The 22,257-nt window shown below is 39.5% G+C and carries 18 protein-coding genes; 10 read left to right on the top strand and 8 right to left on the bottom strand.

Annotated elements, in window-relative coordinates; all coding sequences use genetic code 11:
- From H6G73_RS24285 to H6G73_RS16620, 8 genes are all read left to right on the top strand, one after another.
- Window positions 1-218 (top strand): hypothetical protein (locus H6G73_RS24285; protein WP_206756236.1); only part of this gene is annotated, 218 nt, incomplete at its 5' end.
- A 433-nt stretch (window positions 219-651) separates the two neighbouring features.
- The gene (gene hpsA, locus H6G73_RS16650) at window positions 652-5,121 is read left to right on the top strand and encodes a hormogonium polysaccharide biosynthesis protein HpsA (protein WP_190606470.1); all 4,470 of its coding nucleotides are present in this window, start codon (window positions 652-654) and stop codon (window positions 5,119-5,121) included.
- 24 nt (window positions 5,122-5,145) lie between these two features.
- A complete protein-coding gene (hpsB, locus tag H6G73_RS16645) occupies window positions 5,146-5,877 on the top strand; it encodes a hormogonium polysaccharide secretion pseudopilin HpsB (protein ID WP_190606467.1) in 732 nt (243 codons plus the stop codon).
- Between the two features lie 153 nt (window positions 5,878-6,030).
- Entirely contained in the window at window positions 6,031-7,074 is a 1,044-nt protein-coding gene (gene hpsC, locus H6G73_RS16640; protein ID WP_190606466.1) for a hormogonium polysaccharide secretion pseudopilin HpsC, read from the top strand.
- 26 nt (window positions 7,075-7,100) lie between these two features.
- Window positions 7,101-7,748 (top strand): pilus assembly FimT family protein, encoded by a 648-nt coding sequence (locus H6G73_RS16635; RefSeq protein WP_190606464.1) that lies wholly within the window; start codon window positions 7,101-7,103, stop codon window positions 7,746-7,748.
- 56 nt (window positions 7,749-7,804) lie between these two features.
- Window positions 7,805-8,833 (top strand): hormogonium polysaccharide biosynthesis glycosyltransferase HpsE, encoded by a 1,029-nt coding sequence (gene hpsE, locus H6G73_RS16630; protein WP_190606462.1) that lies wholly within the window; start codon window positions 7,805-7,807, stop codon window positions 8,831-8,833.
- A 19-nt stretch (window positions 8,834-8,852) separates the two neighbouring features.
- The gene (locus tag H6G73_RS16625; protein ID WP_190606460.1) at window positions 8,853-9,419 is read left to right on the top strand and encodes a pilus assembly FimT family protein; all 567 of its coding nucleotides are present in this window, start codon (window positions 8,853-8,855) and stop codon (window positions 9,417-9,419) included.
- Window positions 9,420-9,621: 202 nt separating this feature from the next.
- Window positions 9,622-10,431 (top strand): prohibitin family protein, encoded by an 810-nt coding sequence (locus tag H6G73_RS16620; RefSeq protein ID WP_190606458.1) that lies wholly within the window; start codon window positions 9,622-9,624, stop codon window positions 10,429-10,431.
- Window positions 10,432-10,659: 228 nt separating this feature from the next.
- Here H6G73_RS16620 and H6G73_RS16615 read toward each other — a convergent pair whose 3' ends face one another.
- The 5 genes from H6G73_RS16615 to H6G73_RS16595 all read right to left on the bottom strand — a co-directional run bounded on the left by H6G73_RS16615 (window position 10,660) and on the right by H6G73_RS16595 (window position 15,031).
- Complete coding sequence (locus H6G73_RS16615) at window positions 10,660-11,106, bottom strand: hypothetical protein (RefSeq protein ID WP_190606456.1); 447 nt, start codon at window positions 11,104-11,106, stop codon at window positions 10,660-10,662.
- 172 nt (window positions 11,107-11,278) lie between these two features.
- On the bottom strand, window positions 11,279-11,833 hold the full coding sequence (locus H6G73_RS16610; protein WP_190606454.1) for a DUF1634 domain-containing protein: 555 nt from the start codon (window positions 11,831-11,833) through the stop codon (window positions 11,279-11,281).
- 2 nt (window positions 11,834-11,835) lie between these two features.
- The gene (locus H6G73_RS16605) at window positions 11,836-12,672 is read right to left on the bottom strand and encodes a sulfite exporter TauE/SafE family protein (RefSeq protein ID WP_190606452.1); all 837 of its coding nucleotides are present in this window, start codon (window positions 12,670-12,672) and stop codon (window positions 11,836-11,838) included.
- 188 nt (window positions 12,673-12,860) lie between these two features.
- Window positions 12,861-13,493 carry a cadmium resistance transporter gene (locus H6G73_RS16600; protein ID WP_190606450.1) on the bottom strand — a complete coding sequence of 211 codons (633 nt, stop codon included), beginning with the start codon at window positions 13,491-13,493 and terminating at the stop codon, window positions 12,861-12,863.
- A gap of 83 nt (window positions 13,494-13,576) precedes the next feature.
- Entirely contained in the window at window positions 13,577-15,031 is a 1,455-nt protein-coding gene (locus H6G73_RS16595; protein WP_190606448.1) for an APC family permease, read from the bottom strand.
- A gap of 837 nt (window positions 15,032-15,868) precedes the next feature.
- Between H6G73_RS16595 and H6G73_RS16590 the strand changes: the two genes are divergently transcribed.
- Window positions 15,869-16,498, top strand: a complete 630-nt coding sequence (locus tag H6G73_RS16590; protein WP_190606446.1) for a hypothetical protein — start codon at window positions 15,869-15,871, stop codon at window positions 16,496-16,498.
- A gap of 66 nt (window positions 16,499-16,564) precedes the next feature.
- Here the strand turns inward: H6G73_RS16590 and H6G73_RS16585 are convergent, their stop codons facing one another.
- On the bottom strand, window positions 16,565-17,287 hold the full coding sequence (locus tag H6G73_RS16585; RefSeq protein ID WP_190606444.1) for a hypothetical protein: 723 nt from the start codon (window positions 17,285-17,287) through the stop codon (window positions 16,565-16,567).
- A gap of 351 nt (window positions 17,288-17,638) precedes the next feature.
- Between H6G73_RS16585 and crtD the strand changes: the two genes are divergently transcribed.
- Window positions 17,639-19,162, top strand: coding sequence for a C-3',4' desaturase CrtD (crtD, locus tag H6G73_RS16580; protein ID WP_190606442.1), 1,524 nt, complete (start codon window positions 17,639-17,641; stop codon window positions 19,160-19,162).
- Window positions 19,163-19,232: 70 nt separating this feature from the next.
- Here the strand turns inward: crtD and H6G73_RS16575 are convergent, their stop codons facing one another.
- Together H6G73_RS16575 and dapA are read right to left on the bottom strand one after the other, a co-directional pair.
- Entirely contained in the window at window positions 19,233-21,050 is a 1,818-nt protein-coding gene (locus H6G73_RS16575) for a ribonuclease J (RefSeq protein WP_190606440.1), read from the bottom strand.
- Window positions 21,051-21,318: 268 nt separating this feature from the next.
- Window positions 21,319-22,203 carry a 4-hydroxy-tetrahydrodipicolinate synthase gene (gene dapA / locus H6G73_RS16570; RefSeq protein WP_190606438.1) on the bottom strand — a complete coding sequence of 295 codons (885 nt, stop codon included), beginning with the start codon at window positions 22,201-22,203 and terminating at the stop codon, window positions 21,319-21,321.
- Window positions 22,204-22,257 lie beyond the last annotated feature (54 nt).

Raw genomic sequence — 22,257 nt, 5'->3', positions numbered from 1 at the left:
CTTTCCACAATTCCTTTTGTTTTCCTTTTTACTTCATCTTGAGCGAAGGCGTTCTTTCTTACTTAGTCAAGGAATTAACATTCATATTTCCCGGTGCAAGATATAAGCATAGGGGTGCGCCAGTCGCTCATGGGGGAAACCCCCAAGACCGCGCTGGCTTACCTGTCACCTGTCACCTGTCCCCTGCTATAAATGTGCATGGTTTGAAACCCTTCTAGAGATTTTCCGAGGGAACGTTTCTACATTCATTTTCATTAGAGGTACCATGATATCTTTTAGTCACAACCTGGGTAGCATTTACTTGGACTATCCATCTAGACTTTATCAAGCTAGTGTAAATTAACTTCCCTTTACGTAAAGTTACTGTGAAATTATGCTATAATACAAACCGTTTAATTTGTATAAAACCTAAAAAATCAGTATTTTCCATCTGAAATCTTCCATAGGAACAATGTTATAAACTACTTATGTATTCGCATGAATACATGTTTACCTTGCTACCTTCTCTGTTGCGAAACCGCAACATACTGCGAAGAGTAAGTTTATTTGGAAAAGATTCCAAGTTTTCAGCCAAACACTTTAATAGACATCCCTTATTTTTTACTTACATTTTTATAGCTCTGCACTAGATTACTGGACGGGGAAGCATCTATGTCTAGAAAACGTCGCCTATTTAAATCAATAACCAAAATATCCAAAAAAAAATTTCGTCAATTTTTAGCAGCAGCGAAAAAACAAATTATTTGGCTATTGCGTACCATTATTGGCTCACAAAACAGACGTGGTAGTGCTAATGCAGGGTTTGTTTTACCCACAGTAGCCATGATTTCCGTAGTCGTTGTTTTATTGACTGCGGCAATTATGTTTCGTTCTTTTGACCGGGCAAGAAATGCTAACAACGTCAGAGTCAGTCAAGCTGTCATGGCTTCCGCTACCCCAGCCATTGACCGGGCCAGAGCAAAAATTAACAAACTATTTGCGGACAAAAGAATACCAAAATCTACCCCTTCAGATGATGTCCTCTACGATACTTTAGCTAATAATATTGAACAATTTTCCTTTGGTGATGAAACCCCATTAAAACTGACATATAACGGAATAGAGTCAAAAACAGCTTGGCGATTTCCAGTAGACACAGACAACAACGGCAAATTTGACAGCTTTACCCTCTACGGTATTTATTTCCAATCTCCACCTGTTCAGAATAATAAATTTACTCGCGCGAGAAATCCCTTAGAAGCCAGATCGTTACCTATGACAGATGGTAATGTGGATGACTTATGTGGTGGAGAAACAAGTGCCTTGTTAATTGGTAACACCGGTTGGATTAGACAAGGCAACAAATTCAAAAAAGCCATGTTTGTCTACACTGCTACTGTTCCCATTACCGCCCCCATTAACGACAATAACGCTGATAAATACGAAATTAAAGATGGAAATACTAGCTTTTCTGCTCTAGAGTATCAACAAGACCGTGTACAATACCCACCCAATAACAATGCCGTTGTCTACGAAGACGACCTAGCAATCACACCAGGGGTTAACTTCAGACTAAACGGCAGAATTGTTACTAATAGTAATTTACTAACTGGTTCAGGTAGTGCTAACGTCCGATTGTATCAAGTCAGTAGCACTGGTTCCTGTTTTTATGAAGCAGAAAACGGGAAAATTTTAGTAGGTGGTAACTTATTAGCACGGGGTTTTACAGACACTGGTGATTTGGCAAGAGTTACACAAATAGACTTATACAGAAATCCAGGCACTCCCACATCAATTAACTGGGCACACTCGATCACACCAAACGACAACTTGATGGTCTACAACAACCTGGCTTATGTCCAGCGCGTCAATCGGTTGGTAGAAGCCCAGATGGCCAACTCTACAGATACAGACCCCAGTGAAGTTAAAGAAGGTATTGAACAACAAAAAGAATTACAGGATTTATCCACTTTTAGTGCCGCAGAAGAAGAAAAAATCCGTAGGCAACAACTGCAAATATATTTTAGAAAGCGAACTCGTCGAGTTCCCTTCAGAGAAGTAGCTTTCGGTGGAGATGCTTTAGGTCAATATGCTACGGCTAGCCCACTCCAAGATACTGGTGACGCTCTACGTCCTATTGATGAATGGATGTATCCCCATCCCCTTGATAATAATAACAATACATCACCCACTGTTAGCAACACTGGTCTATCCATGAGAACTAATGGTGACAAAATGATACCCGGTGCCACAGAAACGCAGACACTGAAAGACCTAGGACAAGAGACATTTCTAGGAGACAGAGTATTAGTTGGTAACAACCTCCCAGAACTATGGTGGGACAGAAGAAATCAAAAATTTGTGGGAACAGAAGAGAGCGATACTCAAAATATCACCGATATCTTTTGGGATAATCCCGCTAACAGAATTCGTACTCGTCGTTCCCTAGTGAGAACCTTAGCAGATGTTGGTTCAACAGAAAGGGATGGAGAATGGGAAGCCGCTGCTGCACAAGTACCAAGCAATCCAACAGACCCAGTGGGCGGACTCAGAGTAGTTACAGGTGCCGGCATATACTTGCCAAACAATAACATTTCCACGGCGGAACCAAAAATTTGGCCCGACACTAATCCAGTGCCTCAAGCAGGACTCCCAAAAGACCCCTATGATAGCAGCAGAACTATCACTGAAATTAGCCCCTACTGGATGTATGACTTCTTGGATAGTAGTACAAAATACTCTGACATCCGTTATAGATGGCGACAAATCACCAATAATAACACTCCCTATCTACGAATGCGGGCTACAGCGGTATATCACTATGCAGCAGCTAACTACGACCAAAAAAATCCTAAGCCCATAGCCTGTGTGAGTAGCTTTTACGTACCTACAGACAGTACCAAAGCCAAAAATGACCCGTCCTTACCTGCTTGGGCTGCTGATGCTTCTAGTTCAGCCACTGGAGGCTTATCAAATAACGGTATAGTCTACGGACCACCCACCAGAACAGTCAGTGACTATAGAACAATTCTAGACTTTCAAGCCAGCTTGACCTATCCCAATGGCCGCTCCATCGATGATAGATTGTTAGAGAGTGCATTATCTAAAACAGATGAAAATAATCGCACCCTGGCAGAACAGTCAGCTATTGATAGCCAAATCTGCGCCCTCCAAATTTTAGATGGGACTATAGGTGCACCAACCAATGCTGTTATTCCCCATGGTGCCATTAGGGAAATTACATTTCTCGATGGCAGACAGGTTGAACAAATTTCTCTAGACCCTACAAGTACAACTTACGATTTACCTACTCAAGACCGACAACCTTCAGAAGTACGGGCTACAGTCTTGGATGTTAACCTGCTGAGAAGAACAACTATTGGGACTGGGGAATATTTACTTCCTAACAGTGGCATCATCTATGCAACCCGCAACGATGCCTTGCGAGATTTAAGCTCTAACACAGGTGATGTAGAAGCAGACAAGTCGCTAAGTGCTGTAGATTATATCCTTGACTCCACGCGCCGCCCCAATGGAATTATGCTCATCAATGGCGCTCAACTGTTCCGAGGAGCAACTAATACTTATCGAGAAGCAGAAAAAGGATTAATCTTAGCTACCAATTTACCAGCATACGTTAAAGGTGATTTTAACTTACACACCCAGCAAGAATTTACAACGGCCCTGACTAACGATTGGAGTAACTTCTACACTCGTACTCGTGCCACTCTCAATCCTAACTTTGCCTGTCGTCCCAATGACCCCAGGTTACCAAACTGTACAACTGGTGATAATTGGCGACAAGCCACAGTTTTAGCAGACTCTATTACCTTACTTTCTGGCAATTTCCGAGAAGGCTTCCGTGATGAAGGAGACTTTGACTGGAATGATAGCTATGTTGGCCCCGCTACATTACCCGCAGGTTTCTCAAGGTTTAATAACTACGTCACACTGACAAGAGCCGTTGACCCTGCTACAGGTGCACCTAGAGACTTGGACACAGTGACAGCTGGCTTTCAAGGTAGTTCCTATTTAAACAACTTTGTGACTCCCGTTGCACCCCTGAAGTTACGCCCAGGAAATTATTTAACGGAAGTTTGTATTGCTGATACTTCATTAGGAGAAAGTTGCACTGATCCAACTAAATGGACAATTACTACTTCTAATGGTAACAATTGTGAAAATAACGGTAATAATTCCTGGAATGACAAAATTATTGGTAAAAATGGGGACCCAGGAAATAATCGAATTAAGACAGGATATGTATTCAGTAACTCCAGCGATCCAAATCTCAATGGTGTAGATACCTCCAGTAATTGCTTTCCTCCTAATGCTCCGCGCAGAATTGCAGCTAGGGTAGATACAAGTAATACATCAAACCCCATGCAAGTATTGGGAGTAGATGTAAATCCTGCTACAAATCAACCTAGAAATGTACAGTTATTTACATTTGGCAATAACACCTCAACTGTGGGTACAACCTTATCTAGTAATAACAATGTCTATATACCTTGGTTAAGGCCAGTAGTAGTTGGTGGTCAATTGAGGTTTGAGCCACCGATTCTCCAATTTAACCGTCCCTTTGCTACAGTAGCCAATCCCACAAATAACCAAACAAATGGAGGTGGTAGCAACAATAATTGGTTACAAAGAGCCACTTCAACAACTTTCAATCTCGTGGTGGCAGTTGGAGACAGTCCCGCACGTCCTACAGAAGATAATGGTGGTTTACACAACTTTGTCAGATTTATAGAAGACTGGGGTGGTGGTGCATCAACTACAATCAACGGTGCATTCATCCAAGTTAAAAAGAGTGCCTATGCTAGTGCTCCATTCTTTACATCATTAACTGATCAAGGTAATACATTTACTTACAACACGAATAACGGTGGTGGCAGATTGCCTTTTTATCATCCTCCAGAACGTCTCTGGGGTTATGATGTAGGGCTGCTCTCTCAGACACCTGACTTATTTGCTCAAAAATTAGTCACACCATCACTGGAATTGCCAGATGAGTTTTTCCGAGAAGTTGGAAGAGATGATGTATGGGTCTCGACTTTGTTATGTGCTAAGAAAGCTGACGATGACAATCTTTATGCCATAGAAGATGTAAATCAACGTCCTAGCATCTGTAAAGCTTAAACAATAACCATCTGGTGAGGAGATATGATTAAGCATCAACGCCAACCACAACTAAAACATGAATCTAGCAGCGAAGCAGGTTTCACTATTATTGAATCCCTTGTGGGAATGCTAGTAGTTGCTATTTTGCTAGCTGCTATTGCTCCTGTTTTAGTGATGTCTACCACTGTTCGTGTTCAGGCACGCAGGATAGAAAAAGCCACTCAAGCGGCAAAACTATTTATTGATGGTGTGAGAAGCCAAACAATTTCCTCTCCAATTAAAGTATTGGAAATTACACGTTTACAGACTAGTGACCCCAGAAATCTCAATGACACCATTGGTGATTATTTAATCACTAATGAAACCATGCCTCCTCCTGACTCTAACTCTAACGATTTATTTTGTCTGAAAAGGGACGGTTCGATTGAGCCATTTGTAGCTAGTCAAGTTGGTTGTTTTGATTCTGAATATCCTTTAGATAATTTTTATATTCAAGCGATGCAACTTCGAGTTCAAAATAGTAAACCAGAAGATGGCTACCGTTTAGCCATTCGGGTTTATCGCTCTGACATTGATTTTTCTCAACCTGTTAAAACCAACCTCAGTAATCAACAAGAAAACCAAACTAACATCGAACAAAACGTAATTAATGCTGCTTTGGGTAATAAACAATTACCATTGTTAGAAATGACTGCTGATGTTGGCGGTCAATCAACTAATTTTAGGGCTTTATGCCAAAGGTTAGGGCCTGCATCGGGAAAGAATTGTATATAAATATAGGAAAAATAGAAACCAAATTTAATTACTGTTTCTAATCTTTTGGTAAAAGTCTATTCACATTTAATCAGTATTTGCTTATTAGTTGTGGTATGTGTCGTCAGCCCAATAATGTCAATTATCAAATATGAGTTCTATCCATAATTCATTATGATTAATATATTACATTTTCTACTCAAGAGCAATAAAGCCAAGAAAAATCAAATTATAACTTCAGAAAACGGTTTTACTTTAATAGAATTACTCATTGCTCTAGCGATCGCATTTTTAATCATTACTCCTATGTTAGGGTTTATGATTAGTGTGCTGAACACAGACCAGAATGAACAAGCAAAGTCCAATGCTGAACAAGAGCTACAAACAGCATTAGATTATATTTCCCGTGATTTACAACAGGCTTTATATATATACGATGAAACTGGTTTAAATGCCATTAAATCACAATTACCTGATGCCAGCGCCACAGATAGAGTACCAATATTAGTATTTTGGAAGCGAGAGTATGTACCCCGTGCAATTGATGCTCCCGATGGTAGAGATGATACATTCGTTTATTCATTAGTGGCCTATTATTTAATAAAAGACAGTCAACAACCCTGGTCTAAAGCTGCTCGCATTGCTAGATGGCAAATTAAAGATGGTGTATCAACTACTAGTAAGACAAGTTTTAGCAATTGTGGCACTGCTAATAGATATGTACCAGGATATTGCCCCGATGCTGGCTTTGCCCGCTTCTCAATTGAGCAAGCCTTAAGTATAGAATCAGGTATGAATCAATGGACGAAAGGTAGTGCAGCTTATAACATTGCACCTTCTGTCCTGATAGACTACATAGATCAAACACCTATTAATGAAGTTCCCACACAAGACCAAACAAAATTACAGCCTGTTTGTCCTGTTGATCAAGCCCAACCAAATAGATGGTCACTAATTACTCCAGCACAAGTCACTAGCGGAGATTTGAGTAATATTACTGGATTTTATGTATGTGTGGACAGAGCTAGTATAAATGACTCAGTTAGAAGTGAAGGTGTAGATAGACCTAATCCTACAGCCAAAATATTCCTCCGTGGTAATGGTTTAGCGCGACTTGATCGGCAAAGTAGTAGTGTGAGGAAATATAGTAAAAGCCAAGATGCTTTTTTCCCCACAGCTAGTGTGATTATTGAAGTACAAGGTTATTTATCTCGTTAAACATTAATCAATCAGAGGATTAACTCATGACTGCTGATGATAGCAAGTCTAAGTATTTAAACAACCTGTTAATAAGCTATTTAAAAAGAAATCAGCCCTACAATCTTGATGTTGGCTTTACCTTATTGGAAGTTCTCACTGCGGTGTTGCTGATTGGTGTTTTATCAGCCATTATTGCTCCTAGTTGGTTAGGTTTCACTAATAGACAGCGTTTAGGTCAAGTTAATGACGGAATTTTATCTGCGCTGCGTACTGCACAAACAGAAGCTAAAAAAACCAAAACTAGCTATAGTGCTGAGTTTAAAATAGAGAATAATATTCCGCAATTTTTAGTTTATCCTACCAAAAATCGCCCTATTTCTGGTTGGCAAAATTTGGGGAGAAACATTGAAATTAAACCAAAACAGATTCTTTTATACACTAATATAGAATCTGAAAATAAAGCCTTTGCAGATAAAAAAGTACGCGATACTCAAGCTGGTTCTGGAAGAATTACCTTTGATTATTTAGGAGCTTTAGGAAAAATAAATGGTAGTGACCCTGTAACACCATTAATCATTATGGTATCTCCGCCTAAGTCAGGAACTAATCAAGCTAGTAGCATGAGACGTTGTGTGATTGTGGAAAGTCTGATTGGAGGAATGCGAATCGAAAAAGATACTCAGTGTAAATAGATAGATATAGATATTGTCAGGTGATCTCAAATAATTAATTTGATAGGGTGCGTCAAATGAATAATATTCAGGTATGTGATTTTCCATCATCGATCTATCTGGACGAATTTCAGAAGACTGAATTAGAATTAGACTTAACTATAGCTATTCCCACATACAATGGTGCAAACCGTTTGCCAGAATTATTAAATAAGTTAAAAAATCAAGTTAACACAGAACATATAGAATGGGAAATTATTGTCATTGATAATAATAGTAGTGATTTAACAGCAAAGGTTGTTGAAAAATATCAACTGAATTGGTCATGCCCATATAAATTAAAGTATATATTTGAACCTCAGCAAGGAGCAGCTTATGCTCGAAAAAGGGCAATAAGAGAGGCTAAAGGTAAGTTTGTTGGTTTTTTAGATGATGATAATTATCCAACTGCCAATTGGGTAGAAGCTGCTTATAATTTCGCTCAAAAATATCCGCTGGTAGGAGCATTTGGTAGTCAAATTCATCCAGATTGGGAAGTAGAACCACCAGAAAATTTTCACAGAATCGCACCTTTTTTAGCTATTACTGAAAGAGGAAATCAGCCACTTGTGTATGAAGCTAAAAAAAGAATATTGCCACCTTCTGCGGGGTTAGTGGTTCGTCGTCAAGCTTGGTTAGAAAGTGTACCACAAGCAACTATTTTGAGTGGTAGAGTCAACGGCAATATGGTGACTAGTGAAGATTTGGAAGTTTTAGCTTATATCCAAAAATCAGGTTGGGAAATTTGGTATAACCCAGAGATGGAAATTACTCATAAAATTCCCCGCTTACGCTTACAAAAGGAATATTTAATCCCATTTTTCTGGGGAATTGGCTTAAGTCGTTATGTCACCAGGATGGTTCAAGTTAAGAAAGAATACAAGTGGTTGACGATAGTCGCTTATATGTTAAATGATTTACGTAAATTATTTAAGCATATTGTAAAGTATGGTATTCAAGCAAAAACAGACTTAGTGGCTGATTGTGAAAGACAGTTAATCATCAGCACACTGGTAAGTCCTTTTTATTGGTGGAAGCAAGCAGATATTCAAAAACAAAAGTCATAATTCAAAAAACTTAAGAGTAATGAAATTGTTAATCACTTTCTTATCTCTAAACAATTTTCAAAGCAGAAACTATGATTCCAGTAGTGGTTTTACCATGCTGGAAACATTAATAGCTGTGATGGTAATTGGGATTTTATCAGCATTGATGGCACCAACTTGGATGGGTTTTATCTCTCGACAGAGTTTAAATTCTGCCCAAAGTCAGGTTTATGAGGCAATAAACCAAGCTAGAAGTCAAGCTAAAAGGCAGAAAGTGACTTGGCAAGTTAGTTTTCGTGAACAAAATGGGATTGTGCAATGGGCAGTTCATCCAGCTACTGTGCGACCAGTTGATGCTGTATGGTACAGCTTGGATACTAGTCTTCGTCTTGATGGGGAGACTACTTTACAACTGTCAGATGGTGTAAGACAGATTCAATTTGATTATCTGGGAACTGTCAAAAAACCACCTTTAGGTCGTTTAACTTTATCTAGTAAAGCTGGTGGTACAACTAAGCGGTGCGTCATAGTTTCCACTATTTTAGGGACACTACGATTAGCTCAGGAAAATGAGAAACCTGACGGAAATGGTAGGTATTGCTATTAGACTCTGTTGGTAATTAAATGGGGGTGAGACTTTCCGCTACAAGGCCTCTACATTCTTGTTTATGGTAAAAGTCCCAGAGAAGAGAAAATAGGTCTCTCAGTATCAGCTGTGAATAGAGACTCGATAGGTGCGATCGCACCACAAGTATGTCACACTGGTAAATTAATGCAAATATAATACCAGGGCTACTTAGGGCTTGCTGATGAAAAAATATAGCACTCTGAACAATGCTGGTAAACTCACAGCTTTATTGTGTTTGCTCACCATTTTGCTCACACCCTTTGTCATTGTTAATGCTGGTGAACGGGGTGTGTTAATGAAATTTGGTCAAGTTCAAAGCGAAATTTTAGCGGAAGGAATTCACATAATTATTCCTGTAGTCAATACAGTTAAAAAATTCAGTATGAGAATTCATAAACAAGAAATATCTACAGAGGCAGCTTCTCAAGATTTACAGAATATTTTTACCGACATTGCTGTTAACTGGCATCTGACTCCAGATAAGGTAAACATCATTTATCAACAAATTGGTGATGATGTGAATATTATTAATTCTATTATCAATCCAGCCGTAGAAGAAGTATTGAAAGCCGTGATTGCTGAATATACGGCGGAAGAGTTAATTACTCGACGGGGCAATATTAAATCACAATTAGACGAATTACTAACTAATAGATTAGGCAATTATCATATTGTCGTTGATGATATATCCTTAGTAAATATCCGCTTCTCTGAACAGTTTAGAGAAGCAGTGGAGTCAAAACAAATTGCTGCACAGGAAGCAAAGCGGGCTGAGTTTATTGCCATCAAAGCAATTAAAGAAGCAGAAGCAAAAGTTAATTTAGCTAAAGGAGAAGCCCAAGTACAAAGTTTGTTAAAGGATATTTTAACGCCGGAATTATTGCAAAGACAAGCTATTGAAAAATGGAATGGTAAATTGCCATTAATTATGGGTCAAGACGGTTTAAAGCTGTGGGATATTCAGCAGCTAGTTACCGCTAGTGAGAATTAATCATCACCTGATGGCAAGAGTATTTACCTATAATTGATGATTAACCCTCTTCCATGACTCTAGGTAACGCAAAATGTGAAACCTTTATTCAACAAGGGTTTTGGCTATTTATTAATGTTTCAAAATGTTCGCCATTTTTTGTTATTAATAAAATCTTCAAACCCTGATCACATCTAAATTTCAAAATTAGGAAATTATTTTTGTGATTCCCAGTTTAATGGAAGAGGGTTAACCATTAGCAAATAAAATTGGAGTATCGATAATCTTCAACTGGATTAATAGCATAATCACTAGAGTATATACGGTTGAAGAAACAAAGCCATTCAATAAATCTTTTTTCAAATTGCGTTCTTGACCGTCTTTTTGCAAAATATCTACTGAACCAAACTGCATAAATAGGATACCTATCACATTTGATAACCAATAGCCAATAATTGTACAAGGTATTAACAATTTAGGTGAAAATAAACTACATAAATACCCAAAAAAGTAGGCTATTGGTAAATTAAATAATAGGTCATTCCACCAGCATAAAGGGGAAAGTAAATATCCTAGTACCAGCAGAAATCCACCTCTGAGCTTTTTCCATAAATTGAGACTGGACTGCTGTGGATTTGTGTTTGCTTTTTCTTCTTTAATGACGATTTGTTGGTTTTCTGCTTGCAGTCTGCCCATAAACACCACTATTTCAATCGGATTTTAGTATTTTAGAGCAGAAAGTGAGAAGATGTCTAGTATCTAGTGAATTTTAGAGCTAGATTACCATATCTAAAATCATGGGTAATGTCTGATGCAACTACATTACCCACATTACCCATATTGAAATATCTAAAAATTTTTATCACTATTAGTAATAAGCTCCTACTAGGCTGTAAGTCAGACTAGCAAGGACTAATAAAGTAATAATTACGTATATAAATTGTCGCTGTAGCAGAAAAGTTAAACAAGAAATAATTACACGCAAAATAGGGATAGCTATGAGAATTAACAGCCCTAATTGAATAATACCTCTACGACTACCAGATAAAACAGAATTTACTACACCAGTTGGTGAACGAAATGCAGAAGAAGTACCAATAAATACTTGATATTCAGCAGGTTCAGAACCATGATGAATTAAGTATAATATGCCGCCAAATAATACTACAGAACTAGCAATTAAAACACCATACTTTAACAGGTGACTAAGTAAATATTCTAATTGGATTTCACCGATGGATTTTGTGATTTTTTGATGATGAATTTCACCAGGATGATTTATTTGTGCTGCATGTTTGAGGCGATGTTCTTCTAATTGTTGAATATCAGCATCTATTTCATTTGTTCCAAAAGTTAGAGTTGCTACTTCTACTTCCCCATGTGTAGATGAACTCCATCGAAACCCAGAATTTAATTTATACATAACTACAGCCCCCCTATTAGACTGTTGTAAACCATTTTTAACGCCATAACTACCAGCACAAGACTGAAAATAACTCTTAAAATTTGGGTTTTAGCACCAATTAAAATTCTGGCTCCTAAAAAAGCGCCTGGTAACACTCCTAACATGACTGGCATGGATAAACCCGGATCTATATATCCTCGGCTTAAATAAACACCTGCGGAAGCTGCTGCGGTAACACCAATCATAAAATTGCTGGTGGTGGTGGACACTTTAAAGGGTAAACCCATGGCCTGATCCATCGCTAACACCTTGAATGCACCCGAACCTATACCTAATAAACCAGAAAGGACTCCAGCTATAAACATAATGCTAAATCCCGTCGGTACAGAATTAACGTAATAAGGCATGACACCATCGGGAGTAGGGTAAGTACCATTTAGATGTAGGTATTCAGCAATGGGATCTGGGGAAGCAATTTCTTGGTGTTCTGGTCGAGGACGTTGTGAGAGATAGGCTGAATAAATCAGTACGATCGCAAGAATCAGAGTCAAAAACTTGACTGATACAAGGGCTGCCATTAAAGCACCAGCGATCGCACCAATTGTGGTAGCAACCTCTAAAAACATACCTAACCGTAAATTAGCAAAGCCTTTTTTAATGTAAGTAGAGGCTGAACCCAGGGATGTAGCAATGACTGAGACGAGGGAAGCACCAACCGCATAGCGGATATCAACACCAAAAATGGAAGTTAATAACGGCACTATTACTACTCCACCACCTAACCCAGTTAAGGCCCCTACCAAACCTGCGCTAAAAGACCCCAGCCATACTAATAAAGAAAATACCAGTATAGTCACCGTTTTTCTCCTGACTTACGCAAAAGTAAAGGGTAAAAAACCACGTTCTCGAAGCATTATTCAGAGGGTTTAGGAAATTTATTGCGTAAGTCCTATTCCTCTTTAGTGATTGATCAAGGAAATAAGAACAAGGGAAGGCAAATGATTTGTAAGTTATTTACTCTTCAGTTTTTTTCATCCCTCACCTTTCACCTTAAATGAATCAGACTCAAACTATTACTATCCAGAAAGATAAAAGTACCTAGACCAATCAGCACATAGGGCATGAAACGATGGCCGTATTGGGTGAACAGATGAGCGATCGCTTGATTGTGAGTTAACCTATGTGCCACATAACACAAAACTCCCACCAGCAGAAAGAAAACACTCACAATTACCAACAGATTTTGCCAATTACTACTAGCAAATATCGGCACATAGATACTAATATTATCTGTACCATTGGCAAAGGTCACAGCCGCCACACTATAAGTTTGCAAATTGAAAAACTTTGCTAACAGTGATTGCTGAGAGTCTTCTGTTTCTGTCTCCTCCTCTGACTCATCCGTATCTGGATACAATAAGCTTTTCATCCCAATAAATATAGGTACTAACCCAAATAAACCAATCCAGGGACGAGGCAAAATTAAACCACCAAAAAAGCCAGGCAAACTGGCCATCACTAACGCAGTGAAACCCAAATATTGACCAATGATAATATGCCAACGCCTAAACTTCACATCAACTTGAGAAAAAAACAAAGTTAAAATCACTAAATCATCAAGGTTAGTAGCACTGAAAGCAGCAGCCCCTGTGCTAATTGCCGTTACCAAGCTACTCATAAGACGTTTCAATGTGAGATTTGAGATTTTTGGTCAGAAATTGATACTTTATGTGATGAAATATCATCACTAATTACCAATCTTTAAAAATTATTTCTTTCTGCAAAGCGAGAGTGAATTTCTTCAACTCGTTGCTGCATTGCTGCTGCCAAATGAGGAGAATGTTGCTTTTTCAGGAAAAACCAACCACAACTCACAGCCAAATACATTAAAAATATGTAAGGAAAGGTATTGTAAGGAGCTTCTGGGACTGGAAATAAATTACTACCAGGAAGACCCACGCTACCCACCACAGGAATCATCATGAATACCAGGGCAAGAACTGCAAAAACCACATCGATGGGACGGAGTTTTCTAATTTTGTATAGATACACAGGAGCAGCCACGGAAATCATGATATAAACAGTCAAAAACCCATAGCTACAAATCGCCCCTAAATAGCCCATACACTCGAATAGTTGAATGTGGAAAAATGACATCAAAGCCGGGACTAAAAATGTGAATAAAGAACAAATTGTCACCGCGACATGAGGTGTTCTATTAGCTGCGTGGGCATTCCCTAAGGAAGCATGAAACAAGCCATGACGAGCCATTAAAAAAGCCACCCTAGCCGCAGGATTAATACTGCCAAGAATGCAGGCAAAAAAGCTAAACAGCGCCCCCAGACCTACTAATTCTCCCAAGAAGCCTACCCCAGCTTGTTGAGAAAGAAAACCTAGAGGTTCTTCCGTATGAGCAATCGATACTCCAGTGCCGCTAAAACCAAGAACTTCTATATAAGTAGTAGAAACAAAAAACAAACCAGCTAACATCACACTACCCATAACTGCTTTGGGAATGGTACGTAATGGTTTTTTCGCTTCATCACCTAAGCTAGTTGCACTTTCAAAACCTGAAAAACCAAACATCACTAATACCAAACCCGTCGCTACGTTACCTGGACTGACACCAGAAAGAGTTAACTGCGACATATCCAGGGCAAAACCTTTATGTGCCCAGATGATGAAACACAAGATAGCAATCAAAACTAAAGAAGCACCCTCTATCCACAGCATAGCTATGGCTGAAAGTTGAATATCTTTGTAAGCTGCATACCAAGAAATACCTGCACCAATGGCTAACAGAGTGATACTAGAGGGATGAATTCCTAAATGGGCAATAAATATGCTACTAAAGTTAGCAAAACCACAAAGAACAGACATCCCAGTAAATAAATAAGCCAGTACCAAACTCCAACCACAAATTACACCGGCCGTTGGCCCTAAGCCTTTAGTAATGTAGGCATAGAGGGAACCTGGAGACGCGGAACGGCTAGCAAATTGGTTGATATTAACGCTGACTAACAATAGCCCCACCAAACCAATCAAAAAACTTAACCAAGTGCCATTTCCTGAAAGGGCCACAATCAAACCAATGTTAGATGCTGGTATGGTTGTGGGTGCAATTACTGCAAAAGACTGAGCCAAGACTTCTGAAAAAGATAGACAATTTTGTCTTAGTCCATGAATACTTTGATATGACGATATTTCTTTACTCATTTTCGGATATTGATAAGGGTAAATGAGACCAATGAAGATAGGTTAAGGAGAATTATTGATAGAAGTCTTCATAAATAATTAAGGCAAAATGTAACGCACATTTCTTGGGCTGAATTATGGACAATGACCATCAGAACTATTCTTGATTTGTGATCAATAAGGCAGGCCAAACTGTAGTCATACTCCCTAAAGTCGTGCAAAATATGTTAGATGAATCAGACTTATTTGTAAGTTGGGAGACAACTTTTATATGGCAGAAAACTGTCAAAGCTATCTCTATATAGCTCTGATCACTATAACAACCTGTTGCTAATTTAGATTGGTATTTTTATTTACGAATTAGATATTACCCTATGTATTTCTGACAATCAAGTACGAAATCTAAAATATTTTGATGATTTATGAGCTTTGAAAATACCACAAAATATATCGGAGTTAGTGCTATTTATCTATATAAAAAAAATTTTATGTTATTTGAAATTTTAGTAATAAAATATACATACAAGACAGAAGATTTATACTGTACATATCATCAAACATTATTTTTAGCCTTGATTTTAAATAGTTTTCAGCCTCAAGCAAATTTAAATATAGTAAACATACTATGTATAAAAAATATATTTAGATTATGATTGTCAACAGCAAATGATGATGGTAATTTGAAATTACGGATGTTTTTTAGGTCACTCAAATACTGCTGTTTAACAGTTTTATTTTGAGCGGAAAGTTTCTTTCAAAACTGCTGAAAAATTGTTGATTTCTTATGGCAGTTGCAATTTCAACATAGGCTAAACTTAGGAATATTCAATATGAGCATCTTCAAAAATTGTTTGATGGTTGGTTGCAATCTTTTGTGCAACTCTTATCTTCTCTGTACCAGCTTTTGCAGATCCACCAAGATATGAAAAAAATCCTGATTACATTGCCGTAACAAAAGACTTGAGTTTTCTACAAAATGCCAAAGCACAGCAAACTCCTTTGGAAGGTTATACACCAGAGGAGATTGACCAAAGAATCAGCGAGTTAGAATTACAAAAATTTGCGTTTGAGTCAGGAGTTGATTGGGGGCAATGCAGTAATCAAACAGGTAAGACTTTGGCTATATATGGCCCAGCCGGCAATTCCCAAGAAGGTAATAACATCAACCCAACGGCATTATATTTTTTAGGTGATGGTCAAACTACAAAAAACAAATGGAACTGTAAAGGAATCTATATACCTGCCGATGTTTCAGCCATAGCTTTAGGTGTGAATGGAGACAAGCAAGAATTAACTGGTGGTGTGGTAATCAAAGTACCTAACGGTACTCAGTTAGTGTTGAAAACTAACCAAGATACAGGTGCAATTGAATTTAACCAAGCGGGAACACAAATCCTCCAACCCGGTGAAATTAACTGGTTTATTCCTAATGTTTCCCAAGCAATTGTAGATGCAAGAATTGCCAATGCACCTACGAAAAAAGCTTAGAAATTTATGCACATCAAGTTGCATTTACAACTCAAACTGGGAAATTGTAATTGCAGCTTGACTTCCTCATGAATAGGAAATTACAGCTTGTGGAAACACAGAAATGTTAGAGGTTGTTTCCGGAGATGGCAGAAATTTATCTACCAAAAATTGCTGAAATGTAACGAGGTCGTTTTGCCAGTTATTAATTAACTGTTGTAAATATTGAATTTTAGTGGCTGAATTATTTGGTAGAGGATAATTGAAGCTGCCCGAAAATAAAATTCCCCCTAATTGCTTCTCTCCTAATTGAACATTAACTTGGTTAATTCCTAAGTTCAACACTCCCTGCTGAAGCCGATAATTTAATTGCAAGGCAGCGTTTACTTCACCTTCACCAAACTCTCGCCAAGAACCTGGCGTTAACAGTTTACCCCATATATATTTTTGGGCATCAGCTTCTGAGTCAAAAATTAGCAACCCTCTGGGATTAATTCCCACTCCCTGATATTCAAGTTGCGAAAGTTTTTCTACCAGTTGATTGGCAATTTTTGCTACTTGCATATCATTTCCTGTTTTTCCAGCTATGGCTTCCAGGAGAATAATTTGATTTGGTTGGACAACGATACCGAAGCCATTGGTAAAAAATAGCTGGACTAGTCCATTGTTATAAACTGGTTGACGGGCTAATTCCCAATCTGAGGGAATAATACCTGTGTATTTCAAAAAATCCGGGTTTAGGGCGGCAGGATTCAGATTTTTGGCAGTGAGAGCGATCGCTATTTCTTGTATTTGTAAGTTTGTGGCCATCAAGTGTTTCCCTGGAATTTATTTGCAGATTTTTATCAATGTTGCTTGAAAATTCAACATTGTTATGCGTATACAAATATATAATCAGCCTTTATCCAAATATATAAACCTATTTGCTAGCTTCAAATCTTAAAAAAAGCTTGTTTCCTGCTGGAAAATCAAAAATATAGTAGTTGCTGGTATTAGGACATCAATTGATAATCAAACCCAGATGACAAAGACTTTTTACACTGTCCCCTGTTCCCTCCTATACCTTTTTGAATATTGATATTTTCTCAAATTCTGGGGTAAAGGTAAAGTTTAATATACAATTATGAGAAGGAATATTAAAAAATGTAAAGTTAAGTATCAATGCCCAGTCTTTCCCTTGACAAAAATCCTCGTCGCATCATTGTCATTGGTGCGGGTATCGGTGGACTAACTGCCGGGGCATTATTAGCCCATAGAGGTTACAACGTCTTAATTCTCGACCAAGCCATAGTTCCTGGTGGTTGTGCTTCCACTTTTAAGCGTCAAGGTTTTACCTTTGATGTTGGTGCCACTCAAGTAGCTGGGTTAGAACCAGGAGGAATTCATCACCGGATTTTTTCTGAGTTAGGAATTGAATTACCTGCTGCAACGCCTTGTGACCCAGCTTGTGCAGTCTATCTTCCAGGTGAGTCCACACCCATTAACGTATGGCGTGACCCAGAACAATGGCAAGAGGAAAGACAGCGACAATTTCCCGGTAGTGAACCTTTCTGGCAGTTATTAGCAACTTTATTTGCAGCTAGTTGGGAGTTTCAAGGACGTGACCCTGTACTACCTCCTCGCAATATTTGGGATTTGGGTCAACTGTTAAAAGCAGTACGTCCCAATACATTCATTACTGCACCCTTTACTTTCCTCACTGTGGGTGATGCTTTAAGGTTATACGGTTTAGGCAATGACCAACGGTTGAGAACCTTTCTCGATTTGCAACTGAAGCTATATTCTCAAGTCAATGCCGAGGAAACAGCTTTACTGTATGCAGCTACAGCCTTGAGTGTATCCCAATTACCCCAAGGACTGTTTCATCTCCAGGGTAGTATGCAGGTATTAAGCGATCGCCTGGTGGCATCCTTAGAAAGAGACGGTGGTAAATTATTGATGCGTCACACCGTCGAACAAATTCAAGTAGAAAAGGGTAAAGCTACTGGTGTAGTCATCAAAAATCAAAAAACTGGTGAAGTGTGGACAGAACCAGCTGACCATGTAGTAGCTAACGTCACTGTACAAAATCTGGTGCAGTTATTGGCAGATAAAGCACCATCAGGATACAAATCAAGGGTAGCAAAATTACCACCTGCTTCCGGTGCCTTTGTCGTTTACTTGGGTGTAGATGCTAGTGCTATTCCCTTTGACTGTCCTCCCCACCTGCAATTTTTATATGACAGCAAAGGCCCCATTGGTGAAAATAATTCCCTATTTGTCTCTGTCAGCCATCCAGGAGATGGCAGGGCCCCAGCAGGTAAAGCGACAATTATTGCTTCTTCTTTCGTCGATCCTAAACCTTGGTGGCAAACCCAAGATTATGCCAAGTTAAAACAACAGTTTACCCAAGATGCGATCGCTCGTCTTTCCCAATACTTTTACCTGAAGCCAGAAACCTTAATTTACGTAGAAGCTGCCACACCCCGTACCTTTGCCTATTACACAGGACGCGATCGCGGTATAGTTGGTGGTATAGGTCAGCGTATTCCTACTTTTGGCCCCTTTGGTTTTGCTAATCGTACACCAATTCAGGATTTGTGGTTAGTTGGTGACTCTACCCATCCTGGTGAAGGGACAGCGGGGGTAAGTTATTCAGCATTAACAGTAGTCAGGCAAATTGCAGCTGAAACAAAAAATTTGTAGGGGTCAAGCGCAATGCTCAACCCCCACGACCAAATATACTTTAGGATATCCGAGAATTAGTACAGAACCCTTAAGAAGCTACCTGGGCAGTAGAACGAGTACGTCTTCTTCTGCCATCGGCAACCGTTACCGCAGACCCAGAGGTTGTAGTAGATGTAGAAGTGGATGCAGATAAATGTGTAGGTAGTTCATCAGGAATTTGCATCAACAAGGTCACTGTAGGTTGACATTGCAATTCCTTGCGGAGAGAACGGGCCAATTCTCTTTCTAAAGTTCCTTGCAAACCACCCCAGTCCATATCATCATGACCGTTGCCTGTGCGGAACTCTGCCCAACGGACACTGAGAATTTCTTCTATTCTCTGTTGTACCCATTTTTGCAGCAGCGATCGCTCTATACTCGTCACCACACCCCGCAGGTGAATTTCTGGTTTCGCTAACAGTTTGCCATTCCAACCAATAGCTGCGGCAATGGTGACAATACCTTCGGAAGCCATTTTTTGCCGTTCTTGCAAGACTCTAGCGCTGACCATCCCAGAACTAGATGTATCCACAAGTTCAATACCTGATGGTACTTTTCCAGCCACACGTAAGGAATTTTCTGTTAATTCAATTACGTCACCATTCTGGATAATTACCATGTTTTCTCTGGGAATACCCATACTTTGGGCAGTTTCTGAATGCTTCACCAACATCCGATGTTCACCGTGAACAGGCACAAAGAACTTAGGACGGGTGAGGGCAATCATTAATTTCTGGTCTTCTTGGCAACCATGACCAGAAACGTGAACGCCTTTATCTCGACCGTAAACTACCTTGGCCCCTTGAATCATCAATTTATCGATGGTATTGACCACCGCAATGGTGTTACCAGGGATGGGGTTAGCAGAGAAGACAACGGTATCACCTTCTCGAATCTTGATATGGGGGTGTTCTTTGTTCGCAATTCTGGTCATAGCTGACATGGGTTCCCCTTGAGACCCAGTGGTCAGAATCAGTACGTTTTCATCGGGTAGATGACGGACGTTATTCAAGGGTTGCAGCAGACTATCTTCACACTTGACATAACCTAAGTTCCGGGCATGGGCAATCAAGTTGAGCATGGAACGACCCACCACTGTCACCACGCGGTTATGCTTCTGAGCCAATTGCAAAATCATGTTGATGCGATGGACACTGGAAGCAAAGGTGGTGATAAATAGCCGTCCTTTGGTTTGACTGAATACCCGGTCTAGGTTGGGATAAACAGAACGTTCAGAAGGTGTAAAACCAGGTATTTCTGAGTTAGTAGAATCACTTAATAGGCACAGTACGCCTTTTTCCCCATGTTCCGCTAGGCGTTGGATGTCAAAGTTTTCACCATCGACGGGGGTGTGGTCAAATTTAAAGTCTCCTGTATGGATAACTACACCCAATGGGGTATGCAGGGCAACAGTGAAGCTATCAGCGATGGAATGGGTGTTGCGAATATATTCAACAAAGAAGGATTTACCAATTCGCACCACATCACGGGGTAGAACTGTTCTCAATTCGGTGCGATCGCGTACCCCTGCTTCTTCCAGTTTACCCTCTAGCATCGCCATAGCTAGTCTAGGTCCGTAGATGACAGGAATTTCAAATTGTTTGAGGTGAAATGCTATGCCACCAATATGGTCTTCATGACCGTGGGTGACAATCATTCCCTTAATTTTGTGGCGATTTTCCCGCAGATAGGTTGTATCTGGCAGAACAATATTCACACCGTGCATTGCTTCTGTGGGAAAAGCCAAACCTGCATCCAATAGCACGATTTCGTCATCGTACTCGAAAACACAGGTATTTTTTCCGATTTCGTGTAAGCCGCCCAGGGGAATAATTTTCAGGGCGGAATCAGCCTCGTTTTTAGCCATTTTCTCCTTAGTGTATGGTCGTTTGTTGATGTTCAGTTGATCTTGGTTTTTATGTATCAAATGCAACAGCAAATCTTTATTTAAATTTCAGTTTTAAGGTCGCCCTGTTTTCATAACTACTTGCAATTTTTTGGCGATAAACATGGACTGAAAACTGAATGATTTTTATATCGCTCGGTCAGAGCTAATTAGTTTCAATTACTGCTTACTAACAATTCCTTTATGTGTCTTTGCTTAACTCAGACGATCTATTTTTACTTATTGGCACTCAGATTAAACCAATTTTTTTCAGAACCGCCTCTAACTTTTGACAGATTTCTAAGTCTGTTTCGCATAATGGTGGACGAGTTGAACCTACCTCCCAACCTTGAAGTTTAAGTGCTTGCTTAACGGGAATGGGATTTGTCGTTAAAAATAAAGCTTTAAACAGGGGAAAAAGTTGCAGGTGAATGTTCGTAGCCAGTTGGGTTTTACCAGCATTAAAGGCTTGAATCATCTCCTGTAGTTGATTACCTACTAGATGGGAAGCCACACTCACAACCCCTTTAGCACCTACTGCTAACAGTGGTAAAGTCAAGGAATCATCACCAGCGTAAATCTGAAATTCCTGTGGTGTCAAGCGCCGGATTTCACTGGCCTGATCTAAATTGCCACTGGCTTCTTTGATGCCGACAATGTTGTCTATTGCTGCTAAACGCGCCACTGTTTCAGCACTCAGATTTTGACCAGTACGACCAGGAATGTTGTATAACAACATGGGTAAATCAGGACAGGCTTGGGCTATGGCCTGAAAGTGCTGATATAGTCCCGCTTGGGGTGGCTTGTTGTAATAAGGGACAACTTGTAAAGAGCCATGTACTCCTATTTTAGCTGCTTTTTGGGTAGCAGCGATCGCTTCCTTGGTGGAATTAGAACCACACCCTGCAATTACCTTAGCTCTCCCGGCGACGGACTGCAACACCTCAACAAATAATTGGTATTCTTCATCCCAGGTCAAGGTAGGGGATTCCCCCGTTGTGCCGCACACCACCAGTGTATCTGTACCGTTGTTAACTAGATAATCTGCTAATTTAGCTGCTACATCATAATTAACACTGCCGTCTGTCTGAAACGGCGTAATCATCGCAGTTACAACTGTGCCAAAATCTCCCACCCTCTTTTCTCTCCTAATCGGTCATTTGTGAGTTGTCAATTATCAATTATTACC

It is taken from the genome of Richelia sinica FACHB-800 (assembly GCF_014698825.1).
In the GTDB taxonomy this organism is placed as follows: Bacteria; Cyanobacteriota; Cyanobacteriia; order Cyanobacteriales; family Nostocaceae; genus FACHB-800.
Note: the sequence above shows the minus strand (reverse complement) of the source record. Positions and strands in the feature narration are given on the sequence as shown.

What these genes read in the sequence shown, in the direction of transcription:
- hpsA (WP_190606470.1), top strand. Translation starts at nt 652, where the DNA reads ATGTCTAGAAAACGTCGCCTATTTAAATCAATAACCAAAATATCCAAA.
- hpsB (WP_190606467.1), top strand. Translation starts at nt 5,146, where the DNA reads ATGATTAAGCATCAACGCCAACCACAACTAAAACATGAATCTAGCAGC.
- hpsC (WP_190606466.1), top strand. Translation starts at nt 6,031, where the DNA reads ATGATTAATATATTACATTTTCTACTCAAGAGCAATAAAGCCAAGAAA.
- H6G73_RS16635 (WP_190606464.1), top strand. Translation starts at nt 7,101, where the DNA reads ATGACTGCTGATGATAGCAAGTCTAAGTATTTAAACAACCTGTTAATA.
- hpsE (WP_190606462.1), top strand. Translation starts at nt 7,805, where the DNA reads ATGAATAATATTCAGGTATGTGATTTTCCATCATCGATCTATCTGGAC.
- H6G73_RS16625 (WP_190606460.1), top strand. Translation starts at nt 8,853, where the DNA reads ATGAAATTGTTAATCACTTTCTTATCTCTAAACAATTTTCAAAGCAGA.
- H6G73_RS16620 (WP_190606458.1), top strand. Translation starts at nt 9,622, where the DNA reads ATGAAAAAATATAGCACTCTGAACAATGCTGGTAAACTCACAGCTTTA.
- H6G73_RS16615 (WP_190606456.1), bottom strand. Translation starts at nt 11,106, where the DNA reads ATGGGCAGACTGCAAGCAGAAAACCAACAAATCGTCATTAAAGAAGAA.
- H6G73_RS16610 (WP_190606454.1), bottom strand. Translation starts at nt 11,833, where the DNA reads ATGTATAAATTAAATTCTGGGTTTCGATGGAGTTCATCTACACATGGG.
- H6G73_RS16600 (WP_190606450.1), bottom strand. Translation starts at nt 13,493, where the DNA reads ATGAGTAGCTTGGTAACGGCAATTAGCACAGGGGCTGCTGCTTTCAGT.
- H6G73_RS16595 (WP_190606448.1), bottom strand. Translation starts at nt 15,031, where the DNA reads ATGAGTAAAGAAATATCGTCATATCAAAGTATTCATGGACTAAGACAA.
- H6G73_RS16585 (WP_190606444.1), bottom strand. Translation starts at nt 17,287, where the DNA reads ATGGCCACAAACTTACAAATACAAGAAATAGCGATCGCTCTCACTGCC.
- crtD (WP_190606442.1), top strand. Translation starts at nt 17,639, where the DNA reads ATGCCCAGTCTTTCCCTTGACAAAAATCCTCGTCGCATCATTGTCATT.
- H6G73_RS16575 (WP_190606440.1), bottom strand. Translation starts at nt 21,050, where the DNA reads ATGGCTAAAAACGAGGCTGATTCCGCCCTGAAAATTATTCCCCTGGGC.